Raw genomic sequence first — 25825 nt, 5'->3', positions numbered from 1 at the left:
TTATTTACCGAACATTCCGCCCATTCCAGGCATATTCGGCATTTTGCTCATCATCTGCATCATCTGTTTTCCCTGAGGTCCCTGCATCATCTTCATCATTTTACCCATCTGGTCAAACTGCTTCATCAATTGGTTTACATCTTCAATTTTTCTTCCCGCACCTTTGGCAATCCTGTTTTTTCTTTGGGTGTTGATGATGGATGGTTTTCTTCTTTCTTCAGGAGTCATGGAGTAGATGATCGCTTCAATATGTTTGAATGCGTCATCGCTTATTTCTACATCTTTAATGGCTTTTCCGACACCCGGAATCATGCCCATCAAATCCTTCATGTTCCCCATTTTTTTGATCTGATTGATCTGTTTAAGGAAATCATCAAAACCAAACTCATTTTTGGCAATTTTCTTGTGAAGTTTTTTTGCTTCCTCTTCGTCAAACTGTTCCTGTGCTCTTTCTACCAGGGAAACAACGTCTCCCATTCCCAGGATTCTGTCTGCCATCCTTTCCGGATAGAAAAGATCCAGTGCTTCCATTTTTTCACCGGTTGAGATGAACTTGATGGGCTTTTCAACTACGGAACGGATCGTTAAAGCAGCTCCACCACGGGTATCACCATCCAATTTTGTTAAAACAACCCCGTCAAAATTCAAGGTATCGTTGAATGCTTTCGCCGTATTCACCGCATCCTGACCCGTCATGGAATCTACTACGAAAAGAGTTTCGTTAGGTGCAATAACAGAGTGAACGGTTTTAATTTCCTTCATCATCTGCTCATCAATCGCCAGACGACCTGCCGTATCCACAATCACAACATCATGCCCGTTGGATTTGGCAAAATTAATAGCGTTCTGAGAGATGCTCGAAGGATCCATAGAACCTTCCTCCGTGAAAACAGGAACACCGATCTGTCCGCCTAATACTTTAAGCTGATCTATTGCAGCCGGACGGTAAACGTCGCAAGCCACCAAAAGAGGTTTTTTATTTCTTTTTGTTTTTAAGTAATTGGCCAATTTTCCGGAGAATGTCGTTTTACCGGAACCCTGAAGTCCGGCAATAAGAATTACAGATGGCTTTCCGGAAAGGTTGATTCCTTCCTGGGAACCTCCCATAAGATCCACAAGCTCATCATGAACGATTTTCGTCATCAGCTGTCCCGGCGTAAGCGATGTAAGAACATCCTGTCCCAACGCTTTATCCTGAACTCTTTTCGTAAGATCTTTTGCAACTTTATAATTAACATCGGCATCCACCAATGCTCTGCGGATTTCTTTTACGGTTTCCGCCACATTAATTTCCGTGATTTTTCCGCGTCCTGAAATATTATGCAGCGCCTTGTCTAATTTATCCTGTAAACTATTAAACATATGTATTGTAAATTATAGGTTTGCAAAAATAAGGAAATTTTGGTATATATTTAATATATAGTCGCAGAGATTTGTATTGTATCAGAATTATAATTCTATTTTTGTGGAATGAATTTTATCGATAGTTTAATCATTATCCTGCTGATTTCAATTTTAAATCTCAGCATATTTGTAATTTTTAAAAAATATCTTTATAGGAAACAAGATGCGGGAATGAAATTTTTAGCCATCAATATATCAAAAGATATTATCTGGCTCATTGTTTCATTAATTATTATAGAGAAAACAAAAGAAAATTTTCTATTTATAGTGATATGTTTTATAATCGCATCACTCCTTATATATATACCGATAATAAAACTCATTAATAAATCTTAGTTTTTTTGATGATAAAAATCAATTTTTAATATTGGTAAAGTTTAATAAAATCGATATATTTGCACACGATTAAAAAAGAGATATGAATAGAAAGATTTCTTCATTGTTTTTCGCATTTTTATTTGTGTTTGTGAGCGGTTTAGCGATTGCTCAACATACTTCTGAAGGCGAAGAGCCGGCGGAAAAAATAGAGCAGAAAGAAGGTTTTAATGCTACTAAAATGATCATGGAGCACATCGGTGATTCAAATGAATGGCATTTATGGACTACAAAAGATGATAACGGTGAAGAGCATCATGTGTCTGTTCCGCTTCCTGTGATTATTAAAGACAATGAAGGATGGCATACTTTTCTTTCAAAAAGTATTGCCCACGGTCATGAGCATGACGGGTATACTTTAGAAGAAGGACAGGTTGTTTCAACTAAAGGTATTCAAAAAGCCACTTTGTTTTCGATAATCAGCGGAAAGCAAAAAGCAGATGAAGTATTCTTTGATCTTTCAATTACCAAGAATGCAGCATCAATGTTTCTATCGGTAATTTTCATGGCCATTATTTTCATAGGGATGGCAAGAAATTATAAAAAATCTCAGTTACCAAAAGGTGCAGGGAAATTAATGGAGCCTGTTATTGTATTCATAAGAGACGAAGTAGCTATTCCAAACATCGGATCTGTTAAGTACAAAAGATATATGCCTTATTTATTAACCGCATTTTTCTTTATCTGGTTTAATAACTTATTCGGATTGATTCCTTTCTTTCCTTTCGGGGCAAACCTTACGGGGAACATCGCAATTACTGCAGTTTTAGCAATCATTACTTTATTGATTACTTTATTCAGTGCTAATAAAGAGTATTGGAAGCATATCTTCATGCCGCCGGTTCCAATCTTATTGTACCCAATTATGGTCCCAATTGAGATTATCGGAATTTTTACAAAACCGTTCGCTTTAATGATGCGACTTTTTGCTAACGTTACAGCGGGACACATTATGATTCTGGCGATTATTTCACTAATCTTCATTTTCAGATCTCCATTTTTAGGATTTGCATCTGTACCATTAGCATTATTTGTTTCTGTATTGGAATTATTAGTAGCAGCGCTACAGGCCTATATCTTCACGGTATTATCTGCTTTATTTATCGGTATTGCAGTAGCAGAACACGAACATGAGCACGGTCATGAAGAGCACGCTCACTAATTAAAAGAAAATATTAAAATAATTTTTAACTAATATAATTTATTTATTATGGACATCACAACTGGAGCAGGATTAATTTACGTAGGTATCGGATTAGCTGTACTTGGAGTAGGTATGGGTATCGGTAAAATCGGTGGTCACGCTATGGATGCTATCGCAAGACAACCTGAGCAAGCTGGAAAAATTCAAGGAGCAATGCTTATTGCTGCTGGTCTTATCGAGGGTGCTGGTCTTATCGCGATTATCTTTGGTGCTTTCATCAAGTAATTATCCTCAAAAACATTTCTTAGCAGCAAAGCGGTTGGCTGGCTGCTAAGAATTTTAAAAATCCATAATAACGATTAAAAAAAAGAATTTACAGATATGGGAATTATAGAACCTGGAATTGGACTTTTGTTTTGGATGACCCTTACTTTTGTTATCCTATTGTTTCTTCTTGCAAAATTCGCTTGGAAACCGATTGTTAATGCAATCAACGACAGGGAAACTTCAATTGTTGATGCACTTAATCAAGCTACCTTAGCAAGAAAAGAAATGGAAACTTTGAAAGAGGATAACGAAAGAATCATTCGTGAAGCGAAAATCGAAAGAGACGCTATCCTTAAAGAAGCAAGAGAAATTAAAGATAGAATCGTAGGTGAGGCTAAAGATGCTGCTAAAGCGGAAGGAGATAAAATGATCGAAGCGGCTAAACAAACCATTAATGCTGAGAAAAATGCTGCTATGGCAGACATCAAAACTCAGATCGGGACTTTATCCGTAAACATTGCAGAATCTATTCTTAAGCAAAAGCTTGACAACAGCGAAGCTCAAAACGAATTAGTTCAGAACTATTTAAACAAATCAAACCTTAACTAAGAATGCTTACATCGAAAGTAGCTAAAAGATACGCACAAGGTTTACTTGATTTCACTACCGAATCAGGGCAAACGGCTACTGTATTTTCTGAAATGAAAGATGTAGTGAAGATCATGACAGAATCTCAGGATTTAAAGAAATTCTTTCACACTCCATACATTGATTCTAAAAAGAAAGCAGAAGTAGCAAATGAGATTTTTAAAGGGTTATCATCTTCTTCCAGAAATATCATTACCTTGGTCATCAGACACGGAAGAGAAAACCAGCTGAAAAATATCGCTCAGGAATTTATCAACAAAGTTGAAGACATCAATGGAGTGCAAAGAGTAACGCTTACTACGGCCACTCCGCTTTCCAAAGAAAATATAGACCAAATTTTAGGATCTACCAACTTAGTAAGTGCCGATTCAAACTTCGACCTGATTGTTCATGTAAAGCCTGAAATTTTGGGTGGATACATTTTAAGAGTAGGAGATCAGCAGGTAGATGCCTCGGTAAGATCGAAGCTCAACCAAGTGAAAAAAGATTTTAGTTTAAATTAAAGAAAAAACAACCATACAATGGCAGAAATAAATCCGGCAGAAGTATCTGCGATCTTAAAACAGCAATTGGCCAACTTCGATACTCAATCAAACGTTGAGGAAGTAGGTACAGTTTTAACCATCGGTGATGGTATTGCTCGTGTATACGGGTTAGAAAACGTACAATACGGAGAGTTGGTGAAATTTTCTAGTGATGTAGAAGGTATTGTACTTAACCTTGAAGAAGACAACGTAGGTGTTGCACTACTTGGTGAAAGTAAATTGGTAAAAGAAGGAGATACAGTAAGAAGAACAAACAGAATCTCTTCTATCAAAGTAGGAGAAGGGATGTTGGGAAGAGTAGTGGATACTCTTGGTAACCCTATCGATGGTAAAGGTCCGATTTCCGGAGATTTATACGAATTGCCACTGGAAAGAAAAGCTCCGGGAGTTATCTACAGACAGCCGGTAACTGAGCCTTTACAGACAGGTATCGTTGCAATCGACTCGATGATCCCTGTAGGAAGAGGACAGAGAGAGCTTATCATCGGTGACAGACAGACAGGTAAAACAACTGTAGCAATCGATACGATCATCAACCAAAAAGAATTCTTTGATGCAGGGCAGCCTGTATATTGTATATATGTTGCTATCGGACAAAAAGCGTCTACAGTAGCACAAATCGTAAAAACACTTTCTGATAAAGGAGCTTTGGCGTATACGGTAATCGTTGCGGCTAACGCTTCAGATCCGGTTCCGATGCAGGTATATTCTGCAATGGCAGGAGCTGCAATCGGTGAGTTCTTCAGAGATACTGGTAGACCAGCCTTGATCGTTTATGATGATTTATCTAAACAGGCGGTTGCATACCGTGAGCTTTCTCTACTATTGAGAAGACCACCGGGCCGTGAAGCTTACCCTGGAGACGTTTTCTACCTTCACTCAAGATTATTGGAAAGAGCAGCAAAAATTATCGCTGACGACAATATCGCAAGCCAGATGAACGATTTACCTGAGTCTTTAAGACCAATCGTAAAAGGAGGCGGTTCATTAACAGCACTTCCAATCATTGAAACTCAGGCTGGTGACGTTTCTGCGTATATCCCAACCAACGTAATCTCTATTACAGACGGACAGATTTTCCTTGAATCTGATCTATTCAACTCAGGGGTGCGTCCTGCAATCAACGTAGGGATCTCTGTATCAAGAGTAGGAGGTAACGCACAGATCAAATCAATGAAAAAAGTTTCTGGTACCCTAAAATTAGACCAAGCTCAATATAAAGAATTAGAGGCGTTTGCTAAGTTCGGTTCCGACCTTGATGCTGCCACTTTAGCAGTAATCTCTAAAGGAGAGAGAAACGTGGAAATCCTTAAGCAGCCGGTAAATTCTCCACTTCCTGTAGACAGCCAGGTTGCTATGATCTATGCGGGAACAGAGAACTTATTGAGAAACGTTCCTATCAGAAAAGTAAAAGAATTCCAAATCGAATATATCGACTTCCTTAGATCTAAGCATCCGGATACGATGGCGGCTATTAAAGCAGGGAAAATTGATGATTCAATCACAAGTGTTCTTAAGCAGGCAGCTAATGATTTAGCTTCTAAATATAACTAAAAATTCAATGTTTAAGGTTTAAACTTTATTTTAAACCTTAAACTTTAGACCTTAAACCTTGAACCAAGATAATGGCAAACTTAAAAGAAATACGAGGCAGAATTACATCTATTTCATCTACGATGCAGATTACACGTGCTATGAAAATGGTTTCCGCTGCGAAACTAAAAAAAGCACAAGACGCTATCGTAATGCTGAGACCATATTCTGAAAAATTACAGGAGCTTATCCAGAATGTAAATTCCAGCTCAGATCCTGATCAGATTTCTGTGTATGCTCAGAAAAGAGAGGTGAAAAGAGTACTTTTTATCGCTGTTACTTCAAACAGAGGTCTTGCCGGCGCTTTCAACTCATCTATTGTTAAAGAGCTTAATGCACAGTTCCAGAACAATTCTCAATACGAAATTGAAGTTCTTCCTGTAGGTAAAAAAGCTTTTGATGCGGTAAGAAGAAACCGTACGGTATATTCCAACGCAAGTTCTGTTTACGATAACCTTAATTTCGATACGGTAGCTCACGTTACGGAAGCAGTGATGACAAGTTTTAAAGAAGGTAAATTTGATGAAGTATATTTAATTTATAATAAATTCGTCAATGCTGCTACCCAGGAAGTAACCACAGAACAGCTTCTTCCGATCTCAATGCCGGAAAATACGGAGCCTCAGGTAGAAACAGACTATATCTTTGAACCGAACAGAACGGAAATTCTTGATAATCTAATTCCTAAATCTATCAAAACTCAGGTTTTCAAGGCTATCCTTGATTCAGTAGCTTCTGAGCACGGTGCGAGAATGACGGCCATGCACAAAGCAACAGACAATGCCCAGGCTCTGAAAAACGACCTGGTAATTTTCTACAACAAAGCGAGACAGGCAGCAATTACCAACGAAATCTTAGAAATCGTTTCCGGAGCAGAAGCGTTGAAAAACTCTTAAAAAATATTTCATACATATATTTATTAAAGCATCGTATACCACGATGCTTTTTTTGTTATTTTTATTTTGTATATATTTGTATCCATAAATTATATACAATTTCTAAATGGATTCGGACATAGTCAGGCTTTTGCTGGCCTTATTACTTGTTTTACTCAATGGCTTCTTCGTAGCCGCAGAATTTTCAATTGTTAAAGTTCGTTACTCACAAATCCAATTAAAAGCCGCAGAAGGAAACTCTATGGCAAAACAGGCAGAGCATATCATCAAACACCTTGATGAATACCTTTCCGCAACACAGCTCGGCATTACTTTGGCTTCCCTAGCCCTGGGTTGGGTAGGAGAAAGTGCATTGCACCATATTGTTGAAAATATCTTCAGCTCACTTAATATTAATCTTAATGAAACAACGATTACTTCAATTTCCGTAATCACCAGTTTTGTTCTCATTACCGTGATGCATATTGTTTTCGGGGAGCTTATCCCGAAATCCATTGCGATCCGTAAATCGGAATCCACCACAATGGCAACGGCTATTCCTTTGAGGGTGTTTTATACCGTATTTAAGCCGTTTATCTGGTTGATGAACTTAATGTCCAATACTTTTTTACGATTGGTAAAGATCCATCCTGCTTCAGAGCATGAAATACATTCTACGGAGGAACTTCAGCTTTTGGTAAAGCAGAGTGCAGACAGCGGAGAGATTGAAGAAGAAAATTATGAGATCATTAAAAATGCCTTCGATTTCACAGATCACTCGGCCAAGCAGATTATGGTTCCAAGGCAGAATATTACTTCCATAGATTTTGAAGAAGAGGTTAATGAAATTATTAATAAAATCATGGAAAGCGGATATTCCAGGATTCCGGTATATATTGATTCTATTGACAATGTAATTGGAATTCTGTATACCAAGGAAATCATCAGGGAATTTGTTAAAAGAAAGGGTGAACTCAGCCATGAAGATTTAAAAGACCTTATGCGCGATGCGTTTTTTGTGGTGGGAAGCAAAAAGATTTCAGATCTTCTGAAAATTTTCCAGCAGAAAAAGCAGCACCTTGCGATTGTGATAGATGAATTCGGAGGTACGGAAGGAATTATTACCCTTGAAGACATTCTGGAAGAACTGGTGGGTGAAATTCAGGATGAAGAAGACGACGAAGAAAAAATTGTTGACAAAATAGGAGAGAATACCTATTGGGTACAGGCTACCCAGCCTCTGGACGAAATCAATGAATTTATCCCTAAAAAACTCCCTCTTTCAGAGGAAAGTGAATATAATACACTTGCAGGCTTCATTCTGCATGCTTTGGCAGATATTCCGGAAGAAAATCAGGAATTCGACCTCGAAAATTATCATTTTAAAATATTAAAAATGAATAACAAGAGCGTGGAATTAGTAGAGTTGGTTTACGAACAACCCAATACAATAAATGATCTTGCAGAGAAAATAGGCGAGGTCTGATTTAACCTTAAATAAACTTGTAATGATTTTTTATAACAGCATCAGAGATTACGAAGATCCGAAACGGCAGTATGAGGAAGAGGTGCTTGTGCTGGACGATACGGATGAAGTATATAAACTGGTGTTACATAACGATGATGTTCATACCTTCGATTATGTAATTGACAGTTTGATTGAAATTTGCAAACATACGCTGGAACAGGCCGAACAATGTACGATTCTCGTCCATTTTAAAGGCAAATGTACCGTAAAAACGGGTTCCATGGATGTGCTGAAACCCATGCATGAAAAACTGCTCTCAAGGGAATTAACCAGTGAAATCGTATAAATCAGCAGCTCCGGCGTATGCCGGAGCTGTTGATTTATAAAATATTTAATGATTTTTTAGCATATTCATAAAAATTTATCAAAATTTTGTAAATTGCTAAAGTTATTAGAGACATTTAAATGAAATTACAAATTAACGCTTTAATTGTTGGCTGCTTGTTGTCATATTCGATTTTATCAGGTCAGCAATCATCATTGGAGAATCCGGCAAGAAACTGGATTACTCAAAATTCAAGAAATATAGGGCTTCAGGATTTCAGCACATTGAAATTAACATATGTGAGAAAAGGAAATTCGGGGGAAACACTTCGTTTTCAGCAAATGATAGGAAATGTTCCTGTCTTTCAGTCAGAAATTGTAATGCATTTCAATAAAAATGGTCAGATTAGTTATACGGCCACTGAAAGTTTTAAGAAAAATGTTCAACAAATAAGTACTGATCCTGCAGTTTCATCGGTTGATGCTTTAAAAAAGGCGCATATGGCTTCGCATTCTAAAGGAGATATTACTTTTGAAGAAGCTAAACTTTACGTGTATGTTACAGAGCAGGGTGAAACAAAGTTAGTGTACCGTGCACTGACAAATTCTTATGAAAATCCCGGAAGCTGGGAAACCATCATTGACGCAAAAACAGGTGAAGTAATCAGTGTGAAAGATATTTCTTTTCGACACAAAGAAAAAGAAAAGCCTGAAAAAAATAAAAAACAGCAGAAAGTTAAAAAAAACGTGCTGGTAACGGGTTCAGCCTATATCTTTAATCCGGATCCGCTGTCTAAAATGCAGGTTGCTTATGGCGGACAATATGCAGACGGAAATGACGGCACCAATGCCAGTCTGGACGCAGCGAGAACATTGGTTACCATTCCGGAACTGGAACTAACTGCAGGTGTTTACAAGCTGAAAGGTACCTATGTTGAAATCAAAGAACTGGAAGCACCGAATAAAGGGCTTTTTACCCAGGCCAGCAATCAGTTTTTATTTAACAGAAACCAGGACGGATTTGAAGCAGCCAATGCGTACTGGCATCTCGACAACAATCTCCGCTATATCAATTTAACATTGGGAATTCCTTGTATTCCGAGTATGAATAATGGCGTTCTTGCATTTGATCCTCATGGAGAAAACGGTGCCGACAACTCTCACTATGATCCCAACAGCCAGATTTTGGTATTCGGGGAAGGAGGGGTTGACGACGCTGAAGATGCAGATGTTGTTCTTCATGAGCTTGGCCACGGAATTCACGATTGGATTACCAACGGAAATCTTTCGCAGGTTAACGGTTTAAGTGAAGGGTGCGGAGATTATTGGGCACAATCATACAGCAGAAGCCTTAATCAGTGGCAACCTGCTGCTGCTGCTTACCAGTGGATGTTCAACTGGGACGGTCACAATTCTTTTTGGAATGGAAGAGTTACAGATTATGCCGCAATATATCCAAGCGGATTAACCAGTTCTATTCATACAAACGGACAAATTTGGGCATCTGCATTGATGCGGATTTATGATGCCATTGGAAAACAAAAAACAGATCGTGCATTTCTTGAAGGATTAAGCATGACAACCTCAAGTACCAATCAGCAGAATGCTGCAATTGCCGTAAGACAGGCTGCAATTGATATGTTGGGAACATTCGGGTTTACATGCAATGATATTGACCAGATGACAGCGGAATTTACAGCTGCAGGATATACATTGCCTGCCTATTCTTGTCAGTTGAGTGTAGATGATCTTTCTAAAAAAGAAATCATTTCCATTTATCCGAATCCGGTTTCAGATATTTTACATATTTCCATGAAGATCAGCAAAGAAGAAAAAGTGGAAATCTTCAATATGGAAGGAAGAAAAGTAATGGAAACAACTATCGCAAATGGCAGAAACACCGTTAACGTTTCTCATCTGGCAGTCGGAGACTATATTCTGAGGATAAAAGGATTGGAATTATCAACGAAATTCATTAAAAAATAAAGATTTAAAGTCCGATGTTAAAAGCACCGGATTTTTTGTTTTGAATAATTTAAGGAGGCATTATTTTATTTGCATTCAACTAAAATAGTATATTTGTAAAAACTATAAAGAAACAAAACAGAATGCTTGTAATAGGAATTGCAGGAGGCACCGGATCCGGCAAAACTACGGTTGTTGACAAAATAATACAGCAGCTTGATATTGGAGGAATGAACATCCTTTCTCAGGATAATTATTATCATGACAATCATAATCTTACGTTAGTAGAAAGAGAAGCTTTAAATTATGATCATCCGAAGTCCATTGATTTTGATTTACTGATAAAACATGTAAAAGCCTTAAAGAACAATGAGCCAATTGAGCAACCGATTTATAGCTTTGTGACCCATTCCAGAACCGGAGACCACGTTACTGTTGAACCTAAAAACGTATTGGTAGTAGAAGGAATTCTTGTTCTCACCAACAAGGAACTTTTAAAAGAATTTGATCTTAAAGTATTTGTGCATGCAGATTCTGATGAAAGACTGATCAGAAGGATCAAAAGAGACACCCAGGAGAGAGGAAGAGACCTTAATGAAGTGCTGCACCGTTACCAGACTACTCTGAAACCCATGCATCAGGAATTTATTGAGCCTTCAAAAAACGAAGCAGATCTTATCATCCCTAATATGAGGCAAAATTCTGTAGCCATTGATTTTTTAACGACTGTCATTAAAAACTCTCTCAGAAAACATTAATACTATGAAAGGAAACAAACTTATCAAAGACATTCAGCCGAAATCGGAAACATTTAAATTCATTCAGAAATATGTTCTGAATAAATATACCATTACGATCTGCCTGTTTTTGGTCTGGATGATTTTTTTCGATAAAACCTCGTTTTTGGTAATCAATGAACTGAATGGCGAGATCAGCAAATATGAAGAACAGCTTGAATATTATAAAACCGAATACGAAAAAAATGATAAGTTTTATAAAAAGCTGATGAACAACAAATCTGAAAAAGAAAAATATGCCCGGGAAAATTACTTCATGAAAAAACCGAATGAAGAAATTTTTATTCTCGTGGTAGACAGCACCCATATTGCAAAAAAATAATTCTAAAGTGAATACATGACTGCCAGCTCGCTTTGCTGTCAATTTTAAAAATTCACTATTGATCATTCACAACAATCCAATTCATTATCCATGTCAAACACAGCTTGGGAAAACTTAGTTAAGAAACAGCTTAAGACCGAAGATATCTACGCTGTTCTCAATAAAGAAAATTTAGAGGGAATTAGCGTAAAACCTTTCTACGATGAAATTCAGCAGCCCTTGGTGAATCTTCCGAAAGTTGAAGAAAATACCCATCTTGTCGCCAGATATCACGAAAGCCTTGAAGAAGATGTCTATGCATTTCTTTTGGATCACAACGTAGAAAACCTTGTTCAAAAGACTATTTTCATTAATAATATTGATCTTGCAGGACATATCAGCCCTAAAGAAGAAGATCAGTATTTTTCTATGATTGACGTTTTTGATGAAAAAGAAACAGTGATCAACGATCAGTTGGTTAAGGAATTACTCGCAAAACAATTTAGAAGAAACATCTGTGTTGATATTTCCCTTCACCAGAATGCAGGAGCAGCTATTTACCAACAATTGGGAATTGCACTGGCAAAAGCCAAAGAACTGATTGAAGCATACGGTTCCGAAATTTTAAATAAGCTGATTTTCAGGATTGCAATGGGGACCAATTATTTCTTTGAAATGGCTAAATTAAGAGCTTTTAAAATTATTTTTAACCAGCTTTCTAAAGAATATGATGCCGATGAAATTCCATACATTTTTGCAGAAACATCATTAAGAAATAAAGCCGTTGCAGATAACGAAAACAACCTGATACGTTCTACCCTGGAGCTTGCTTCGGCAATGATCGGGGGAGCTGATGCAGTTTTCAGCAATAATTATCTGGTAGACAGGTCAACAGAAAACTCTGAAGAAATTTCATTTAAGCAGCAAATTGTTCTTGCGTACGAAAGCATTATTAATGTTTTCGAAGATGCTTCCAACGGGAGTTATTTTGTAGAAGATATTACACGCCAGATTGCGGAAAAATCCTGGGCTTATTTTATCGAAATTGAAGAAGCGGGTGGCTATCTTGAACTTATGAAGCAGGGAATTATCCAAAAACAGATTTATCAGCATGCTGTGGAAGAACAAAAATGGGTAGAAGAAGGAAAAATAAAGCTGATTGGCGTTAATTTGTACCCGAAATCAGAGGTTAAAAAATCTGCTGAAGAACTATACAGCGAAAGTGAAATCAAACCGGTACGATGGGCTCAAATGTTTGAGTAATGAAAGAAAAACTAATCGATTTATTGGAGTATACCTTTCATTTCAACAGTGAAATGATTAGAATTATTGCTGAAAATATTGAGAAAGCTGATGAAAAAGTAATTAGTCTTATTAATCATACTTTAAATGCCCAGCAAATCTGGAATTCAAGAATTTTAGGGGAAAAAGCATTTGAAGTATGGCAGATCAATCCTCTTGAAACGTTGCAGGAAATAAACCGGAAAAATTGTAAAAAAAGTATTGAAGTCGTAAATAATTTTGATCCGGATCAAAAGATACACTATCAGAATTCTCAAGGAACACATTTTGAAAATACGGTTTTTGAAATGCTGTTTCAGGCCATCAACCATTCTACCTATCACCGTGCACAAATCAATTCCTTACTGAAGCAAAACGGAATAGACCCTATCTTAACGGATTATATTTTTTATAAAAGATGAATTACTGCAGCTTACTGTTAAATCTTGGATTTTTACGACCACAGATTTCTCAGATTTGCACAGATTATAGTATAAAGCACATTTGATAATGAAAGAAAACGAAATTAGTTTTTATATCAGAAAATGTATTTTTTCTGTGTATAATGAATTGGGGCCAGGTTTGCTGGAAAAAGTTTATGAGAATGTCTTAGTTCAAGAACTTCAAAACAACGGTTTAATCGTAAAATCACAGGTTCCCATGAAAATAAAATATAAGGATACATTTCTAGATTCGGGTTTTATTGCTGATATTATTGTTGAAAATAAAGTAATAATTGAAGTAAAAGCCATAACTGAAATTAAAAATATTCATCATCAGCAATTATTAACTTATTTAAAGTTAACTGACTTAAAATTAGGTATTTTAGTAAATTTTTATACAGATTACATTGCAAAAAGCATATTCAGGAAGATAAACGGAAATTTAGATTACTGAATATAATAGAATCTGTGCAAATCTGAGAAAATCTGTGGTTAAAATATTGGATAAGAACATACAAAACTATATCAATGCAAATCTCAATACAGATTTACATGCTTTGCTGTTAAAAAATTCGCCTTTCTCTGATGTTTCCATGCATGAAATTGTGCAGCAGATCAAAGGAAAACAGGTAGCACTGAAAAAATTTCCGTTTTTATTAAAAGAAGGCATTCTTTTTCCGCCACAGCTCAATTTAGAACAATCATCTTCAGAAAAAACGGCCGTTTACAAATCCGCACTTTTAAAAAGTGAAAAATTCATCGATCTTACTGCGGGATTTGGAATCGATGCCTATTATTTATCCGAAAATTTTAATGAAATAACACTCGTCGAGCAAAATCCGGATCTCCTTGAAATCGTCCGTAACAACTGGAATGTTTTAGGAAAAAAAGCGACATTCATCAACCAAAAGCTTGAAAAGTTTCTCGCTGAAAATAAAGAAGTATTTGACGTCGTTTACCTCGATCCGGCTCGCAGGGACAACAACAGGAATAAAGTTTTCCTGCTCGAAGATCTTTCGCCGGATATTCTTGCCATCCGGGAAGAATTACTTTCATCAGCAACTCAGGTTGTCATTAAACTATCTCCTTTAATAGATTTGAAATATCTGGCATCCGTTTTACCGGCTATTTTCAGAATTGATATTATCGCTGTTAAAAACGATGTCAAAGAAATTGTAATTTTTCTATCCAATCAAAAAGATAATAAAATTTCCTGTAATTGCGTAAATCTCGAAAGCGATGAACCCGTTTTTAAATTTATGTTTGGTGAAGAAGAAAATGCCGTTGCGGAATATGGCGAACCGGAAAAGTACATTTATATTCCCAATAATGCTATTTTAAAAGCAGGTGTTTTTAACCTTATCTCACAAAAAATGAGATTAAAGAAGCTGCATCCAAACTCGCATATTTATACCTCAGATTCACAGATCAATGATTTTCCGGGAAGGGTATTTGAAATGAAAGTTATTGATGCTAAAAAGATTCAAAAGAAAAGCCAGTATAACATTATTTCAAAAAACTACCCATTAAAACCGGAAGAAATTAAGAAAAAATACAATATAAAAGACGGGGGTGAAAAATATCTTATTTTTACACAATCCAAAAAAGGGAAAATAATTTTAAAATCAGTATAAAAATGTTGCTGTAAAATACAAGATTTCTTAATTTTGGGCAATTAAAAATTAGAATACAGCCGCACTGCTGAAATAAAAATATTTTAAAAATGATGCGATGCTGTAATCATTAAAAAAATAAATTTTCCATATGAAAAAATTAGTTATATGTTTAGCCCTTGCTACTGTTGCGGTAAGCTGTAAAAAGATCCAGGCAGGAGGTAACAAAAAAGTTATCAAACTTGAGGAAGGTGTGGAAAGATACTCTGACGACGAACAGACAAGCGGCGAACAGGATAATCTTTCTGAATACAGAGGTGATGCGCATGATGGCCATGAAACACCTGTAAAGACAGATACAGCCGGTGCTCCAAAGCATAAAGAAGAAGAAGACAATAAGCATTCTGATGCTACTCCCATTCCGGAAGGCTCCCAGACTCCAAAAGCTGAACACTAATTGATTAGATAAGATATAAACGTCCCGCATTTCTGCGGGATATTTTTTTGTTCTATCTCGAAGTTTTTAGGTTGCGGCGGCGAAGCCGCCGCAACCTAAAAACAAACAGATCATTACGAAAGTTGTTTCATAGATTCCTGTATTTATTAATTTTCCCTGATGCAATTCACAGGAAGCTTTAGATCTGAGGGAAAATTATGTGTTTTTGTTTGTTCCGGCGGAGCAAATTTTTTACTTTTAACAAAATAATATTTTAGAATGCAAGAGACATTAAATTATATCAACGAAAACAAACAGCGTTTCGTGGATGAATTATTTGAGTTACTGAGAATTCCTTCTATTTCTGCAGATCCTGCGTATAAAGGCGACGTTTTAAAATGTGCGGAGGTTGTGGCAAGCCATCTTAAAAATGCCGGTGCCGACAATGTGGAAGTTTGCAAGACAAAAGGATATCCTATCGTTTTCGGAGAAAAGATGTTAGATGAAAATCTTCCGACCGTTTTGGTATATGGACATTACGATGTGCAGCCTGCTGATCCTTTAGAGCTTTGGAAAAAACCTCCCTTTGAGCCTTATATCGAAAAAACAGAACTTCACCCGGAAGGAGCAATATTTGCAAGAGGCTCTGCTGATGATAAAGGACAGTTCTTCATGCACCTTAAAGCATTTGAAGCCATGATGAAGACCCATACGCTTCCCTGCAATGTTAAATTTATTCTGGAAGGAGAAGAAGAAGTTGGTTCGGTAAGCCTTGGAGACTTTGTGAATGAAAATAAAGAAAAACTTTCCTGCGATTGTATTTTAATTTCAGATACGCATATTTACAGTAATGAGCAGCCAACGGTTACCACAGGGTTGAGAGGGTTAAGTTATGTAGAAGTAGAGGTGGAAGGTCCCAACAGAGACCTGCATTCAGGATTATATGGTGGTGCGGTTCCAAACCCTATCCATGTACTTTCAAGAATGATTGCTAATCTTATTGATGAAGACGGGCATATTACCATTGATGGGTTTTATGACAATGTAGAAACAGTTTCGGATGCCGACAGAGCAGATATGAACAAGCTGAAAGACAACCCGGAAGAATTTAAAAAATCCATCGGACTAAACGGTGTGGAAGGTGAAAAAGGATATACTACTTTAGAAAGAACATCCATTCGTCCTACGTTGGACTGTAACGGAATCTGGGGCGGTTATACAGGTGAGGGTGCAAAAACGGTAATTCCGTCCAAAGCTTTTGCTAAAATTTCGATGCGTCTTGTTCCTTATCAGACTCCTGAAGAGATTACAGAAAAATTCACAAAATATTTCGAGAAGATTGCTCCGGAAAACGTAAAGGTAAAAGTTACGCCGCATCATGGAGGAATGCCATACGTGTTACCAACCGACACCAAAGAGTTCCTGGCTGCAAAACAGGCAATGGAATCAGCCTTCGGAAAAGAAGTGCTTCCATACAGAGGCGGCGGAAGTATTCCTATTACCGCAATGTTTGAGCAGGTGCTGGGAGCGAAATCCGTCTTAATGGGATTCGGATTGGATTCTGATGCGATCCACTCACCCAATGAGCATTACGGATTATTCAATTTTTATAAAGGAATTGAGAGTATACCGCAGTTTTTTGAAAATTATTCAAAATGATAAAAGTTAATCCCTGAGATGTTTTTCTTGGGGATTTTTTAATTTTTGAAATTTTTAATTTTTGATTAATAAAGTTTTTTATATTTACATTATAAACTAAAATTAATTTTTATGAAAAAAATTCTATCAATTTTGGGTGTGGTTACATTATCCAATTTCTCTTTTGCACAGGCAAATTGTGCAGGAGCATTAGCAATTACATCTGGGAGTACTACAACTGTAACAAGCTATACAGGAACGTATTTAGCAACCTGTGTGGGTAGTGGTTCTGCTGCAAACTTAACTCCTCCTGGTACTCCGGCAGCAAATTGGTATAAATATACTCCTACTGCAAATGGTGAAGTCACTGTTTCATCCAATCTGCCACAGAATGACGGCGTAACTAAAAGTAACGATACAAGGGTTTCTATTATTACAGGTGCCTGTACTGCTCTTTCATGCTATGGAGGAAATGATGATATTTCAGCAACAAACTATCGATCAACTACAACATTTCCAGTAACCGCAGGAGCCACTTACTATATTGTATGGGATAATAGATGGAATAATTTAGGATTTGATTTTACATTGAATTTTAACTCTGTTTCATGTATAAGACCAGGCGAGTTTAGTATTAACAGTCCTTACGCAACGAGTGCAACAAATGCTATGGTAAGTTGGACAGCTGCTATCGGAACTCCTGCTTCGTATGATGTAGAATATGGAGCTACAGGATTTACGCAAGGATCAGGAACTATAATTAATACTTCAACAACAAGTGCATCAATTAGTGGTGCTGCAGGATCTATTCTTTCTTATTACTTGAGAAGTAATTGTACGGGATCTCAAAGTGCTTGGATTGGACCTTATAGAGCATTCACAGCATTAAATGCAACAACAACAGGATATCCTTACGGTTTTGATAATACTAATGGTTTTACAGCTGACGGATGGTCTGGTACATGGTCTATAAATAATGGTGCAGGAAATCCTCAAGCCGGAGCACAAATGGTTTTCTCAAACTCAAGTACTGTTATTGGTACACCAACCGATAGATGGTTATATTCACGACCTATATATCTAGCTGCTGGAAATTCTTATCAAATTACTTTTTACTTGAGAAACTTCACAGCCGCAAATCCTATACCAGCACAAAGTTTAGAACTAAAAGTTGGTAATCAGCCAAACCCTACTTCACAAACGACAACAGTGTGGTCAACAACAAGCTTTGCAGCATCAACATGGACGCAAATTACTACGTCATTTAATGTTAATACTAGTGGTGTTTATTATTTTGGATTCAACCATAAAACTCCTGGTGCCGCTGGTGCTCTTTCGTTAGCTCTTGATACATTCAATCTTGCTGCAGGAGTATTAGGAGTTGATGATGTTAAACACGAAAACATTACAATGTCTGTTTCTCCAAACCCAACATCTGAATTCCTAAACATTAAAACCGATTCAAAAATCAATGCAGTCTCTGTGGTTGATATGACTGGAAGAAAAGTTGAGGTTATATTGAACGGTTCGCAGGTTGATGTTAGATCACTTTCTACAGGAACGTATTTGATTACTGTGGAGACTAAGGAAGGAACTTCTTCTCAGAAATTCATTAAAAAATAAATATACTGACAAATATTAGTATCCATAAAACGCTCCAAACGGGGCGTTTTTCTTATTTTTAAGAACTAAATCAAAAATAATATGATAAACAATAAAGTCGCCTATATTACGGGTGGAACCAAAGGAATAGGATTCGGAATTGCAAAAGTCTTACTCGAAAACGGTGTTTCCGTTGCATTTTCAGGGAGAAAAAAAGATGATGTGGAAAAAGCCGAACAGGAATTGAAACAATATTCCGAAAATGTATTGGGAATCGTTTCAGATGTAAGAAGCCTTGAAAGTGAAGAGGAAGCCATAAAATATACGGTTGAAAAGTTCGGACAGCTGGATTTTGTTATTGCTAATGCAGGACTTGGTGTTTTTAAACCGGTAGATCAACTCTCGGCCGAAGAGTGGAATGATATGATTGAAACGAATTTAACAGGTGTTTTCTACACATTAAAAGCATCGGTAGGAGAACTGAAAAAAGCAGAAGGGTACTACATCACCATTTCAAGTCTTGCCGGAGCCAATTTTTTCGAAAACGGAGCAGGTTACAATGCTTCAAAATTCGGCGTGGTGGGATTTACACAGGCTGCAATGATCGACCTTAGAAAATATAATATCAAATCTACGGTCATCATGCCGGGTTCAGTGGCCACTCATTTTAACGGAAATATTCCATCTGAGAAAGATGCGTGGAAGATTCAGCCGGAAGATATGGGCAGCCTTGTTCTGGATATTTTGAAGATGAATCCAAGGGTTTTACCAAGTAAGATCGAATTTAGGGCAACAAAACCAGCGAATTAAATACATCTAATGCGCTGAATAATAAATTAATAAGTATTATGCATGCATAATATATTTTTTAATTATATTAGCAATTGAAACTTTAAGGCTTCAGGGCAATAAAAAATTAAAACAACATATGAAAATATTAGTTTGCATAAGTAGTGTTCCTGATACTACTTCAAAAATTAACTTTACGGCGGATAAGTCCGCATTCGACAAAAACGGAATTCAGTGGGTAATCAATCCGCTTGATGAATTTGCATTAACAAAAGCAATTAAATTACAGGAGTCCCAGGGAGCTACGGTAACGGTTCTGAATGTTGGAGATGCCACTACCGAGCCTGTTATTAGAAAGGCATTGGCTATCGGTGCAAATGATGCGGTAAGAGTAAATCTTGATCCTAAAGACAGTTTTTCAACGGCTAAAGAAATTGCTGCTGTTGCTCAAAACGGAGGTTATGATCTTATTCTTTGCGGTAAAGAATCTATCGACTATAACGGTGGTTCTGTTCCGGGAATGCTTGCTCAGTTATTAAACCAGCCGTTCGTGAATGCTTCCGTAGGTCTTGATGTAAATGGAAGCGAAGCGACCGCAATAAGAGAAATTGAAGGAGGAAAAGAAACAATTTCCGTAAAGTTACCGGCAGTAATCGCAGGCCAGAAAGGACTGGTAGACGAAAAAGATCTGATTATCCCGAATATGAGAGGAATTATGTCTGCAAGAACAAAACCTTTGCAGGTAGTAGAACCAGCTTCTTCAGAAGTAAAAGTTCAGGGTGTTTCTTTCGACAGTGTTCCGCCAAGAGCTGCTGTGAAAATGGTATCTCCGGATAATCTTGACGAGCTGGTAAGATTACTTCACGAAGAAGCGAAAGTGATCTAATAAGAACTAAGTAAAAAGTAAAAAGATTCAGGAATATTGTTTTAAAGTAAAGTATTTTTTCAGCGCTTATATTATATTAAACTTTGAATCTTGAACATTAACCTTAAACAAATTTAAAATGGCAGTATTCGTATACGCAGAAAATATAAACGGAGTTTACAAAAAAGCAGCCTTTGAAGCAGTCTCTTATGCCAAAGCTGTTGCAGACCAGGCTGGAGATACCGTAACGGCGATCTCTGTAAACCCAACCGATTCTTCAGATTTGTTATATAAATATGGAGCATCCAATGTAATCAACATCAAAGACGAAGGTCTTAAAAACTTCTCGGCAAAAGCTTATGCTCAGGCAGTAAGTGAAGTGGCAAACGGAAATATCATCGTTTTCCCTCATACAACGGATGCATCATCAATTGCTCCAATGCTGGCTGTAATGAATGGTCACTCTTTAATTACTAACGTACTGGCAGCTCCGGAAAGCCTTTCTCCATTCCAGGTAAAAAGAAGAGCTTTCTCAGGAAAAGGCTTCATGCATGCAAAAGCGGAGTCGGCAGGTGTTATCATTACCGTTTCACAAAATGCTTTCGGAGTTAAAGAAAACCCGGTTTCAGGAACGGAAGAAGTGAAAAACCTTTCTGTTGCCAATGAAGACACGAAAGTGATCTCTCATGAGCAAAGCTCAGGAAAGCTGGATCTTAAAGAAGCTGAAATCGTAGTTTCTGCAGGTAGAGGAATGAAAGGCCCTGAAAACTGGGGAATGATTGAAGATCTGGCCAACGTTTTAGGAGCAGCAACAGCATGTTCCAAACCGGTTTCCGATATTGGATGGAGGCCTCACACAGAACACGTAGGACAAACCGGTAAAGCTATTTCTCCGAATTTATACATCGCCGTAGGAATTTCAGGAGCCATTCAGCACCTTGCTGGAGTAAACTCTTCAAAAACAATTGTAGTCATCAACAGCGATGCGGAAGCACCATTCTATAAGTCGGCTGATTACGGTGTTGTAGGAGATGCTTTCCAGATTATTCCTGCATTAACGGAAAAAATTAAAGCATTAAAAGGATAAAAAGTGCATTGGCAATTGTCAATTCGTTTCACTCGTCAATTTTAAACCACACTTTAGAAATTCACCTGCGAAGCAAAATTGACAATATAGTTAATTCACGAATCACTTATAAAAGCCCCTTTCGGGCTTTTATTTTTGTCTAAAAAGTAAAAAAAATTTTCAAAAATTAATCTATATTTGTAGCTATGGATTATAAACAGCTAATTATTCGCGGAATATCGTACAGCCAGACCCAATCAGGAGCGTACGCATTGTTATTGGAACATGAAGAAACACATATAAAATTACCTGTTGTTATAGGAAATTTCGAGGCACAATCCATTTCTCTTGGTCTGGAGAAAGACATACATCCGCCCCGCCCTCTTACGCACGACTTATTTACAAAATTTATTGTTTCTGCCAATTATGAACTCGTTTCTGTTATCATCTATCAGATAGTTGATGGTGTATTCTTTTCCAATATTAATTTTAAAAATAAATCAACGGAAGAAGAGCTTATTCTTGATGCAAGAACCTCAGATGCGGTGGCGATGGCTGTGAGATTTGATGCGCCTATTTTCACTACGCAGCAGGTTCTGAATGAAGCCGGAATTCTACTGGAGCTGGAAGACGTCTCCAAAGAAGAGCAGGCCTTCTCTGAAACAGTAAATACGGAAGACAGCCTGAGATCTGTTTCTATGGAAGAGCTGCAAAAATTATTGGATGAAGCTGTGAAAGAAGAAGATTACGACACTGCGCTGGAAATTCAGGAAGAAATCAAAAGGAGGAAAAAGAAAATTGATTAAGAGATATTTATAAAAGATGAATTTAAAATTACGACTAACTGTCCTTAGTTTTCTTCAGTTCTTCGTTTGGGGAGCATGGCTGATCACAATAGCCAATTTCTGGTTTGGAACAAAACACTGGGACGGAGCACAGTTTGGTGCTGTTTTCGGAACCATGGGAATTGCTTCCATATTCATGCCTACCATTACCGGTATTATTGCCGACCGTTGGATAAATGCCGAACGAATATTTGCCGCTTTACATATTCTTTACGGAATTGTTCTGTTCTTTCTACCGCATTCGGCTGATCCCGATTCCTTTTTCTACGTAATGCTTTTAGCGATGTGCTTTTACATGCCGACGATTGCATTAGCTAATTCTATTTCTTATACAGTTCTTAAAAACAGTGAACTGGATGTCGTAAAAGATTTTCCGCCAATCCGTGTTTGGGGAACAATTGGTTTTATCGTTGCAATGTGGATTACCAATCTTACTGGAAATAAAGCTACGGAAGGACAGTTTTATATCGCAGGATCAGTTGCTGTATTCTTAGGAATTTATGCATTAACACTACCTAAATGTCCGCCTCAGAAATTAATTGATAAAAATGCACCACTTACCGAACAGCTGGGACTGAACGCTTTTAAATTATTCAAAGATTATAAAACAGCACTGTTCTTCTTATTTTCGATGTTGCTGGGAGCGGCATTACAGCTTACCAATGCGTATGGCGATGTTTTCTTAAGTGAGTTTGAACATTTTCCGAAATATGCAGATTCTTTTGTGGTAAAACGTTCAACGATCATTATGTCGATTTCTCAGGTTTCTGAGACGTTATTTATTTTAGCTATTCCATTCTTCTTAAAGAAATTTGGAATTAAAAAGGTAATGCTTATGTCAATGATTGCCTGGGTGCTAAGATTTGCATTTTTTGCATACGGTATTCCTGAAGGATTTGGGTTAAGCCTGATCATTCTTTCCTGTATTGTATATGGAATGGCATTCGATTTCTTCAATATCTCCGGATCACTTTTTGTGGAAACAACGACGGATAAAAAAATCAGATCCTCTGCTCAGGGATTATTTATGATGATGACCAATGGTTTTGGAGCCGTTTTTGGAAGCTATGCAGCAGGATGGGCAATTGACAAATTCTTTACCCATAAATTTACCACAGCATCTTCGTTATCAGCTTATCTTGAAACTTCTCCGGACAATTCTACATTTCTGGAAATTTTAAAAAAAAGTTTTAATTCCGCAGTAAACCCGGACGGTACGTTATCATCAGTTGTAATGGTTAAAGACTGGCATAATATCTGGCTTTCATTTGCTGCCTATGCATTAATCTTGGCCATTTTATTCGCTATATTATTTAAACATAAACACAATCCGCAAGAAATTTCCCGGGTAAAACATTAAAATTATGTCATTGACAATAAATATGCTCGATTGCACTTTATAAAAGTGCAATTTTTTTAGGCAAAAATAATAAAGTCAATCATCTGATTTGTTAGTAGATCAGGGTAATTAACATCTTTGACCAAAAAAAGAATTTTATATCACATTCAACAATAATACAACGCTTACCTAATGATACGGACTTCAGATTGATATAGAGATAATGAATGTAAATTTCTAATTATATAATGATTATAATCTTATATTATATAATAGTTAATTTTTTATTAATTATATTGTCATTCATGAATAATACCTGCATAAAATTTACTTTTAAGACATACTTATTGTAAGTGTGTTTTTTTTTGTATTTTGGCACTTTAAGATTTATGAAAAATATTCAGTTATTAGGGTTAATTTTAGTAGTGGGGGGAAGTTTTCTGCCGCTCGTTCACGTTCCTGTGATTGGTAACTGGAACTACTGGAAGCTCGACCATTTTCTTGCTATTGCATGCTGGGTTCTTTCCGCAGGAGCATTGTTTGGTATTGTCAACAACAGTACTAAACTTACAAGAATTTTTGCCATTCTTCTGGTTCTGTTATTTTTATTTACCCTTTTTGCCGTAAAGTTTCAGGCATCACAGTATTTCAGCTTTATGCCTTTTAAATCATGGCAGGATAAGCTTGCCGGTATTGTAAAACTGAAATGGGGATGGATTGTTGAATTCCTGGGAGCTTTCATTATTATTTTTGCGTCCGGCAGAAAATGATTGATTCTTAGAATAGTATCGATTCATATAAATAACAGAATAAATTTTAAAATCAAAAATCCGTAAAGTATATTAGAATAAAAATAGAATTATAAAAATGAAAGAAGTATTCATTGTTTCCGCAGTAAGAACTCCAATGGGAAGCTTTCTCGGAAGTCTATCAGCGGTTCCGGCTACAAAACTTGGAGCGGTAGCCGTAAAAGGCGCATTAGATAAAATTAATCTTGATCCGAAGCAGGTTCAGGAAATCTATATGGGAAATGTGTTACAGGCTGGCGAAGGACAGGCCCCTGCACGTCAGGTTGCTTTAGGGGCAGGGCTTTCCAACGAGACACCTTCTACAACGGTAAATAAAGTTTGCGCTTCAGGAATGAAGGCCGTAACCATGGCTGCACAAGCTATAAAAGCCGGTGATGCCGATGTAATTATTGCCGGAGGTATGGAAAACATGTCTTCAGTTCCCCATTATTACCATGCAAGAAATGCTGCTAAATTAGGTGATGTAAAAATGCAGGACGGAATGGTTCTTGACGGGCTTACAGACGTTTACAACAAAGTTCATATGGGAGTTTGTGCAGAAAAATGCGCAACCGACTATAGCATTTCGAGAGAAGAACAGGATAATTTTGCCATCGAATCTTACAAAAGAGCCGCTATAGCCTGGAGCGAAGGAAAATTTGCAGATGAGGTAGTGCCGGTAGAAATTCCTCAGAGAAAAGGAGAGCCCGTAATTTTTGCCGAAGATGAAGAATACAAATCCGTAAACTTCGACAGGATTCCAACGCTTCCTACCGTATTCAAAAAAGAAGAGGGAACGGTAACAGCAGCAAACGCATCTACCTTAAATGACGGGGCTTCCGCATTAATCCTTGTTTCTAAAGAGAAAATGGAAGAATTAGGCCTCAAACCATTGGCAAAAATCATTTCTTACGCAGATGCGGCTCAGGCTCCTGAAGATTTCACTACCGCACCATCAAAAGCATTGCCTATTGCTCTGAAAAAGGCAGGACTGGAGCTTACAGACATCGATTTCTTCGAATTTAACGAGGCATTCTCAGTAGTGGGTCTTGCCAACAATAAGATTTTAGGATTGGATGCTGCTAAAGTAAATGTAAACGGAGGAGCAGTGGCTATTGGCCATCCGCTTGGAAGTTCAGGGTCAAGAATCATTGTTACCTTAATCAATGTTCTGAAACAAAATAACGGGAAATATGGTGCAGCTGCCATTTGTAATGGTGGAGGCGGTGCTTCGGCAATCGTTATTGAAAATATGCAGTAATTCTTTTTACTGATAAAAATGAAATCCGGAAGTGTTTACTTTCGGATTTTTTTATGGACTTCGCCGAATGGTCTTGTATTTTTTTAGGAGCTTTTTCCCGCTCTCACTACTCGCTTTTTCCTGTTTCCGGTTTTGGGGGGGGGGGGGGGGGGG

General features: G+C 37.3%; 26 protein-coding genes. 25 read left to right on the top strand and 1 reads right to left on the bottom strand.

Annotation, left to right across the window (positions count from 1 at the left end; translation table 11 throughout):
- Positions 1-1362: a signal recognition particle protein gene (gene ffh / locus SOP96_RS16565; protein WP_029293489.1), complete on the bottom strand. Its 1362-nt coding sequence runs from the start codon at positions 1360-1362 to the stop codon at positions 1-3.
- A gap of 460 nt (positions 1363-1822) precedes the next feature.
- Here ffh and atpB point away from each other — a divergent pair, with 460 nt between their 5' ends.
- From atpB to SOP96_RS16440, 25 genes are all read left to right on the top strand, one after another.
- Complete coding sequence (gene atpB / locus SOP96_RS16560) at positions 1823-2941, top strand: F0F1 ATP synthase subunit A (protein ID WP_326322010.1); 1119 nt, start codon at positions 1823-1825, stop codon at positions 2939-2941.
- A 48-nt stretch (positions 2942-2989) separates the two neighbouring features.
- Entirely contained in the window at positions 2990-3208 is a 219-nt protein-coding gene (locus SOP96_RS16555; protein ID WP_055858794.1) for an ATP synthase F0 subunit C, read from the top strand.
- A 96-nt stretch (positions 3209-3304) separates the two neighbouring features.
- Positions 3305-3799: a F0F1 ATP synthase subunit B gene (locus SOP96_RS16550; RefSeq protein ID WP_072885660.1), complete on the top strand. Its 495-nt coding sequence runs from the start codon at positions 3305-3307 to the stop codon at positions 3797-3799.
- Positions 3800-3801: 2 nt separating this feature from the next.
- Entirely contained in the window at positions 3802-4341 is a 540-nt protein-coding gene (gene atpH / locus SOP96_RS16545) for an ATP synthase F1 subunit delta (RefSeq protein ID WP_326322009.1), read from the top strand.
- Between the two features lie 18 nt (positions 4342-4359).
- A complete protein-coding gene (gene atpA / locus SOP96_RS16540; RefSeq protein ID WP_326322008.1) occupies positions 4360-5937 on the top strand; it encodes a F0F1 ATP synthase subunit alpha in 1578 nt (525 codons plus the stop codon).
- Between the two features lie 71 nt (positions 5938-6008).
- Positions 6009-6872: an ATP synthase F1 subunit gamma gene (gene atpG, locus SOP96_RS16535; RefSeq protein WP_326322007.1), complete on the top strand. Its 864-nt coding sequence runs from the start codon at positions 6009-6011 to the stop codon at positions 6870-6872.
- 106 nt (positions 6873-6978) lie between these two features.
- Positions 6979-8337: a hemolysin family protein gene (locus SOP96_RS16530; protein ID WP_326322006.1), complete on the top strand. Its 1359-nt coding sequence runs from the start codon at positions 6979-6981 to the stop codon at positions 8335-8337.
- A 22-nt stretch (positions 8338-8359) separates the two neighbouring features.
- On the top strand, positions 8360-8665 hold the full coding sequence (locus tag SOP96_RS16525; protein WP_326322005.1) for an ATP-dependent Clp protease adaptor ClpS: 306 nt from the start codon (positions 8360-8362) through the stop codon (positions 8663-8665).
- Positions 8666-8784: 119 nt separating this feature from the next.
- Positions 8785-10629, top strand: a complete 1845-nt coding sequence (locus SOP96_RS16520; protein ID WP_326322004.1) for a T9SS type A sorting domain-containing protein — start codon at positions 8785-8787, stop codon at positions 10627-10629.
- A 122-nt stretch (positions 10630-10751) separates the two neighbouring features.
- The gene (gene udk, locus SOP96_RS16515; RefSeq protein WP_326322003.1) at positions 10752-11366 is read left to right on the top strand and encodes a uridine kinase; all 615 of its coding nucleotides are present in this window, start codon (positions 10752-10754) and stop codon (positions 11364-11366) included.
- Between the two features lie 4 nt (positions 11367-11370).
- Complete coding sequence (locus SOP96_RS16510; RefSeq protein ID WP_326322002.1) at positions 11371-11727, top strand: FtsB family cell division protein; 357 nt, start codon at positions 11371-11373, stop codon at positions 11725-11727.
- Positions 11728-11817: 90 nt separating this feature from the next.
- The gene (locus SOP96_RS16505) at positions 11818-12969 is read left to right on the top strand and encodes a methylmalonyl-CoA mutase family protein (RefSeq protein ID WP_326322001.1); all 1152 of its coding nucleotides are present in this window, start codon (positions 11818-11820) and stop codon (positions 12967-12969) included.
- On the top strand, positions 12969-13409 hold the full coding sequence (locus tag SOP96_RS16500; protein ID WP_326322000.1) for a DinB family protein: 441 nt from the start codon (positions 12969-12971) through the stop codon (positions 13407-13409). The genes SOP96_RS16505 and SOP96_RS16500 overlap by 1 nt, the downstream gene beginning before the upstream one ends.
- 88 nt (positions 13410-13497) lie before the next feature.
- Entirely contained in the window at positions 13498-13884 is a 387-nt protein-coding gene (locus tag SOP96_RS16495; RefSeq protein WP_326321999.1) for a GxxExxY protein, read from the top strand.
- Between the two features lie 43 nt (positions 13885-13927).
- A complete protein-coding gene (locus tag SOP96_RS16490) occupies positions 13928-15064 on the top strand; it encodes a class I SAM-dependent methyltransferase (RefSeq protein WP_411911991.1) in 1137 nt (378 codons plus the stop codon).
- A 130-nt stretch (positions 15065-15194) separates the two neighbouring features.
- Positions 15195-15500 (top strand): hypothetical protein, encoded by a 306-nt coding sequence (locus SOP96_RS16485; protein ID WP_326321997.1) that lies wholly within the window; start codon positions 15195-15197, stop codon positions 15498-15500.
- Positions 15501-15758: 258 nt separating this feature from the next.
- Positions 15759-17138, top strand: a complete 1380-nt coding sequence (locus SOP96_RS16480) for a dipeptidase (RefSeq protein ID WP_326321996.1) — start codon at positions 15759-15761, stop codon at positions 17136-17138.
- A gap of 111 nt (positions 17139-17249) precedes the next feature.
- A complete protein-coding gene (locus tag SOP96_RS16475) occupies positions 17250-18740 on the top strand; it encodes a T9SS-dependent choice-of-anchor J family protein (RefSeq protein WP_326321995.1) in 1491 nt (496 codons plus the stop codon).
- An 81-nt stretch (positions 18741-18821) separates the two neighbouring features.
- A complete protein-coding gene (locus SOP96_RS16470; protein ID WP_326321994.1) occupies positions 18822-19529 on the top strand; it encodes an SDR family oxidoreductase in 708 nt (235 codons plus the stop codon).
- 118 nt (positions 19530-19647) lie between these two features.
- A complete protein-coding gene (locus SOP96_RS16465; RefSeq protein ID WP_326321993.1) occupies positions 19648-20394 on the top strand; it encodes an electron transfer flavoprotein subunit beta/FixA family protein in 747 nt (248 codons plus the stop codon).
- Between the two features lie 118 nt (positions 20395-20512).
- Positions 20513-21460 carry an electron transfer flavoprotein subunit alpha/FixB family protein gene (locus SOP96_RS16460; RefSeq protein ID WP_326321992.1) on the top strand — a complete coding sequence of 316 codons (948 nt, stop codon included), beginning with the start codon at positions 20513-20515 and terminating at the stop codon, positions 21458-21460.
- Positions 21461-21645: 185 nt separating this feature from the next.
- Complete coding sequence (locus SOP96_RS16455; RefSeq protein WP_326321991.1) at positions 21646-22245, top strand: bifunctional nuclease family protein; 600 nt, start codon at positions 21646-21648, stop codon at positions 22243-22245.
- Positions 22246-22261: 16 nt separating this feature from the next.
- Positions 22262-23644, top strand: coding sequence for a nucleoside permease (locus SOP96_RS16450; RefSeq protein WP_326321990.1), 1383 nt, complete (start codon positions 22262-22264; stop codon positions 23642-23644).
- 368 nt (positions 23645-24012) lie between these two features.
- The gene (locus tag SOP96_RS16445) at positions 24013-24393 is read left to right on the top strand and encodes a hypothetical protein (protein WP_326321989.1); all 381 of its coding nucleotides are present in this window, start codon (positions 24013-24015) and stop codon (positions 24391-24393) included.
- 97 nt (positions 24394-24490) lie between these two features.
- A complete protein-coding gene (locus SOP96_RS16440; RefSeq protein ID WP_326321988.1) occupies positions 24491-25672 on the top strand; it encodes an acetyl-CoA C-acyltransferase in 1182 nt (393 codons plus the stop codon).
- Positions 25673-25825: the final 153 nt, after the last annotated feature.

The sequence above is a fragment of the Chryseobacterium salviniae genome (assembly GCF_035819015.1).
Taxonomy (GTDB): domain Bacteria; phylum Bacteroidota; class Bacteroidia; order Flavobacteriales; family Weeksellaceae; genus Chryseobacterium; species Chryseobacterium salviniae.
The sequence above is the reverse complement of the archived record's forward strand: the minus strand, read 5'-3'. Positions and strand labels throughout refer to the sequence as shown.

Coding starts and splice junctions, on each gene's coding strand:
- ffh (WP_029293489.1), bottom strand. CDS start 1,362: ATGTTTAATAGTTTACAGGATAAATTAGACAAGGCGCTGCATAATATT.
- atpB (WP_326322010.1), top strand. CDS start 1,823: ATGAATAGAAAGATTTCTTCATTGTTTTTCGCATTTTTATTTGTGTTT.
- SOP96_RS16555 (WP_055858794.1), top strand. CDS start 2,990: ATGGACATCACAACTGGAGCAGGATTAATTTACGTAGGTATCGGATTA.
- SOP96_RS16550 (WP_072885660.1), top strand. CDS start 3,305: ATGGGAATTATAGAACCTGGAATTGGACTTTTGTTTTGGATGACCCTT.
- atpH (WP_326322009.1), top strand. CDS start 3,802: ATGCTTACATCGAAAGTAGCTAAAAGATACGCACAAGGTTTACTTGAT.
- atpA (WP_326322008.1), top strand. CDS start 4,360: ATGGCAGAAATAAATCCGGCAGAAGTATCTGCGATCTTAAAACAGCAA.
- atpG (WP_326322007.1), top strand. CDS start 6,009: ATGGCAAACTTAAAAGAAATACGAGGCAGAATTACATCTATTTCATCT.
- SOP96_RS16530 (WP_326322006.1), top strand. CDS start 6,979: ATGGATTCGGACATAGTCAGGCTTTTGCTGGCCTTATTACTTGTTTTA.
- SOP96_RS16525 (WP_326322005.1), top strand. CDS start 8,360: ATGATTTTTTATAACAGCATCAGAGATTACGAAGATCCGAAACGGCAG.
- SOP96_RS16520 (WP_326322004.1), top strand. CDS start 8,785: ATGAAATTACAAATTAACGCTTTAATTGTTGGCTGCTTGTTGTCATAT.
- udk (WP_326322003.1), top strand. CDS start 10,752: ATGCTTGTAATAGGAATTGCAGGAGGCACCGGATCCGGCAAAACTACG.
- SOP96_RS16510 (WP_326322002.1), top strand. CDS start 11,371: ATGAAAGGAAACAAACTTATCAAAGACATTCAGCCGAAATCGGAAACA.
- SOP96_RS16505 (WP_326322001.1), top strand. CDS start 11,818: ATGTCAAACACAGCTTGGGAAAACTTAGTTAAGAAACAGCTTAAGACC.
- SOP96_RS16500 (WP_326322000.1), top strand. CDS start 12,969: ATGAAAGAAAAACTAATCGATTTATTGGAGTATACCTTTCATTTCAAC.
- SOP96_RS16495 (WP_326321999.1), top strand. CDS start 13,498: ATGAAAGAAAACGAAATTAGTTTTTATATCAGAAAATGTATTTTTTCT.
- SOP96_RS16485 (WP_326321997.1), top strand. CDS start 15,195: ATGAAAAAATTAGTTATATGTTTAGCCCTTGCTACTGTTGCGGTAAGC.
- SOP96_RS16480 (WP_326321996.1), top strand. CDS start 15,759: ATGCAAGAGACATTAAATTATATCAACGAAAACAAACAGCGTTTCGTG.
- SOP96_RS16475 (WP_326321995.1), top strand. CDS start 17,250: ATGAAAAAAATTCTATCAATTTTGGGTGTGGTTACATTATCCAATTTC.
- SOP96_RS16470 (WP_326321994.1), top strand. CDS start 18,822: ATGATAAACAATAAAGTCGCCTATATTACGGGTGGAACCAAAGGAATA.
- SOP96_RS16465 (WP_326321993.1), top strand. CDS start 19,648: ATGAAAATATTAGTTTGCATAAGTAGTGTTCCTGATACTACTTCAAAA.
- SOP96_RS16460 (WP_326321992.1), top strand. CDS start 20,513: ATGGCAGTATTCGTATACGCAGAAAATATAAACGGAGTTTACAAAAAA.
- SOP96_RS16455 (WP_326321991.1), top strand. CDS start 21,646: ATGGATTATAAACAGCTAATTATTCGCGGAATATCGTACAGCCAGACC.
- SOP96_RS16450 (WP_326321990.1), top strand. CDS start 22,262: ATGAATTTAAAATTACGACTAACTGTCCTTAGTTTTCTTCAGTTCTTC.
- SOP96_RS16445 (WP_326321989.1), top strand. CDS start 24,013: ATGAAAAATATTCAGTTATTAGGGTTAATTTTAGTAGTGGGGGGAAGT.
- SOP96_RS16440 (WP_326321988.1), top strand. CDS start 24,491: ATGAAAGAAGTATTCATTGTTTCCGCAGTAAGAACTCCAATGGGAAGC.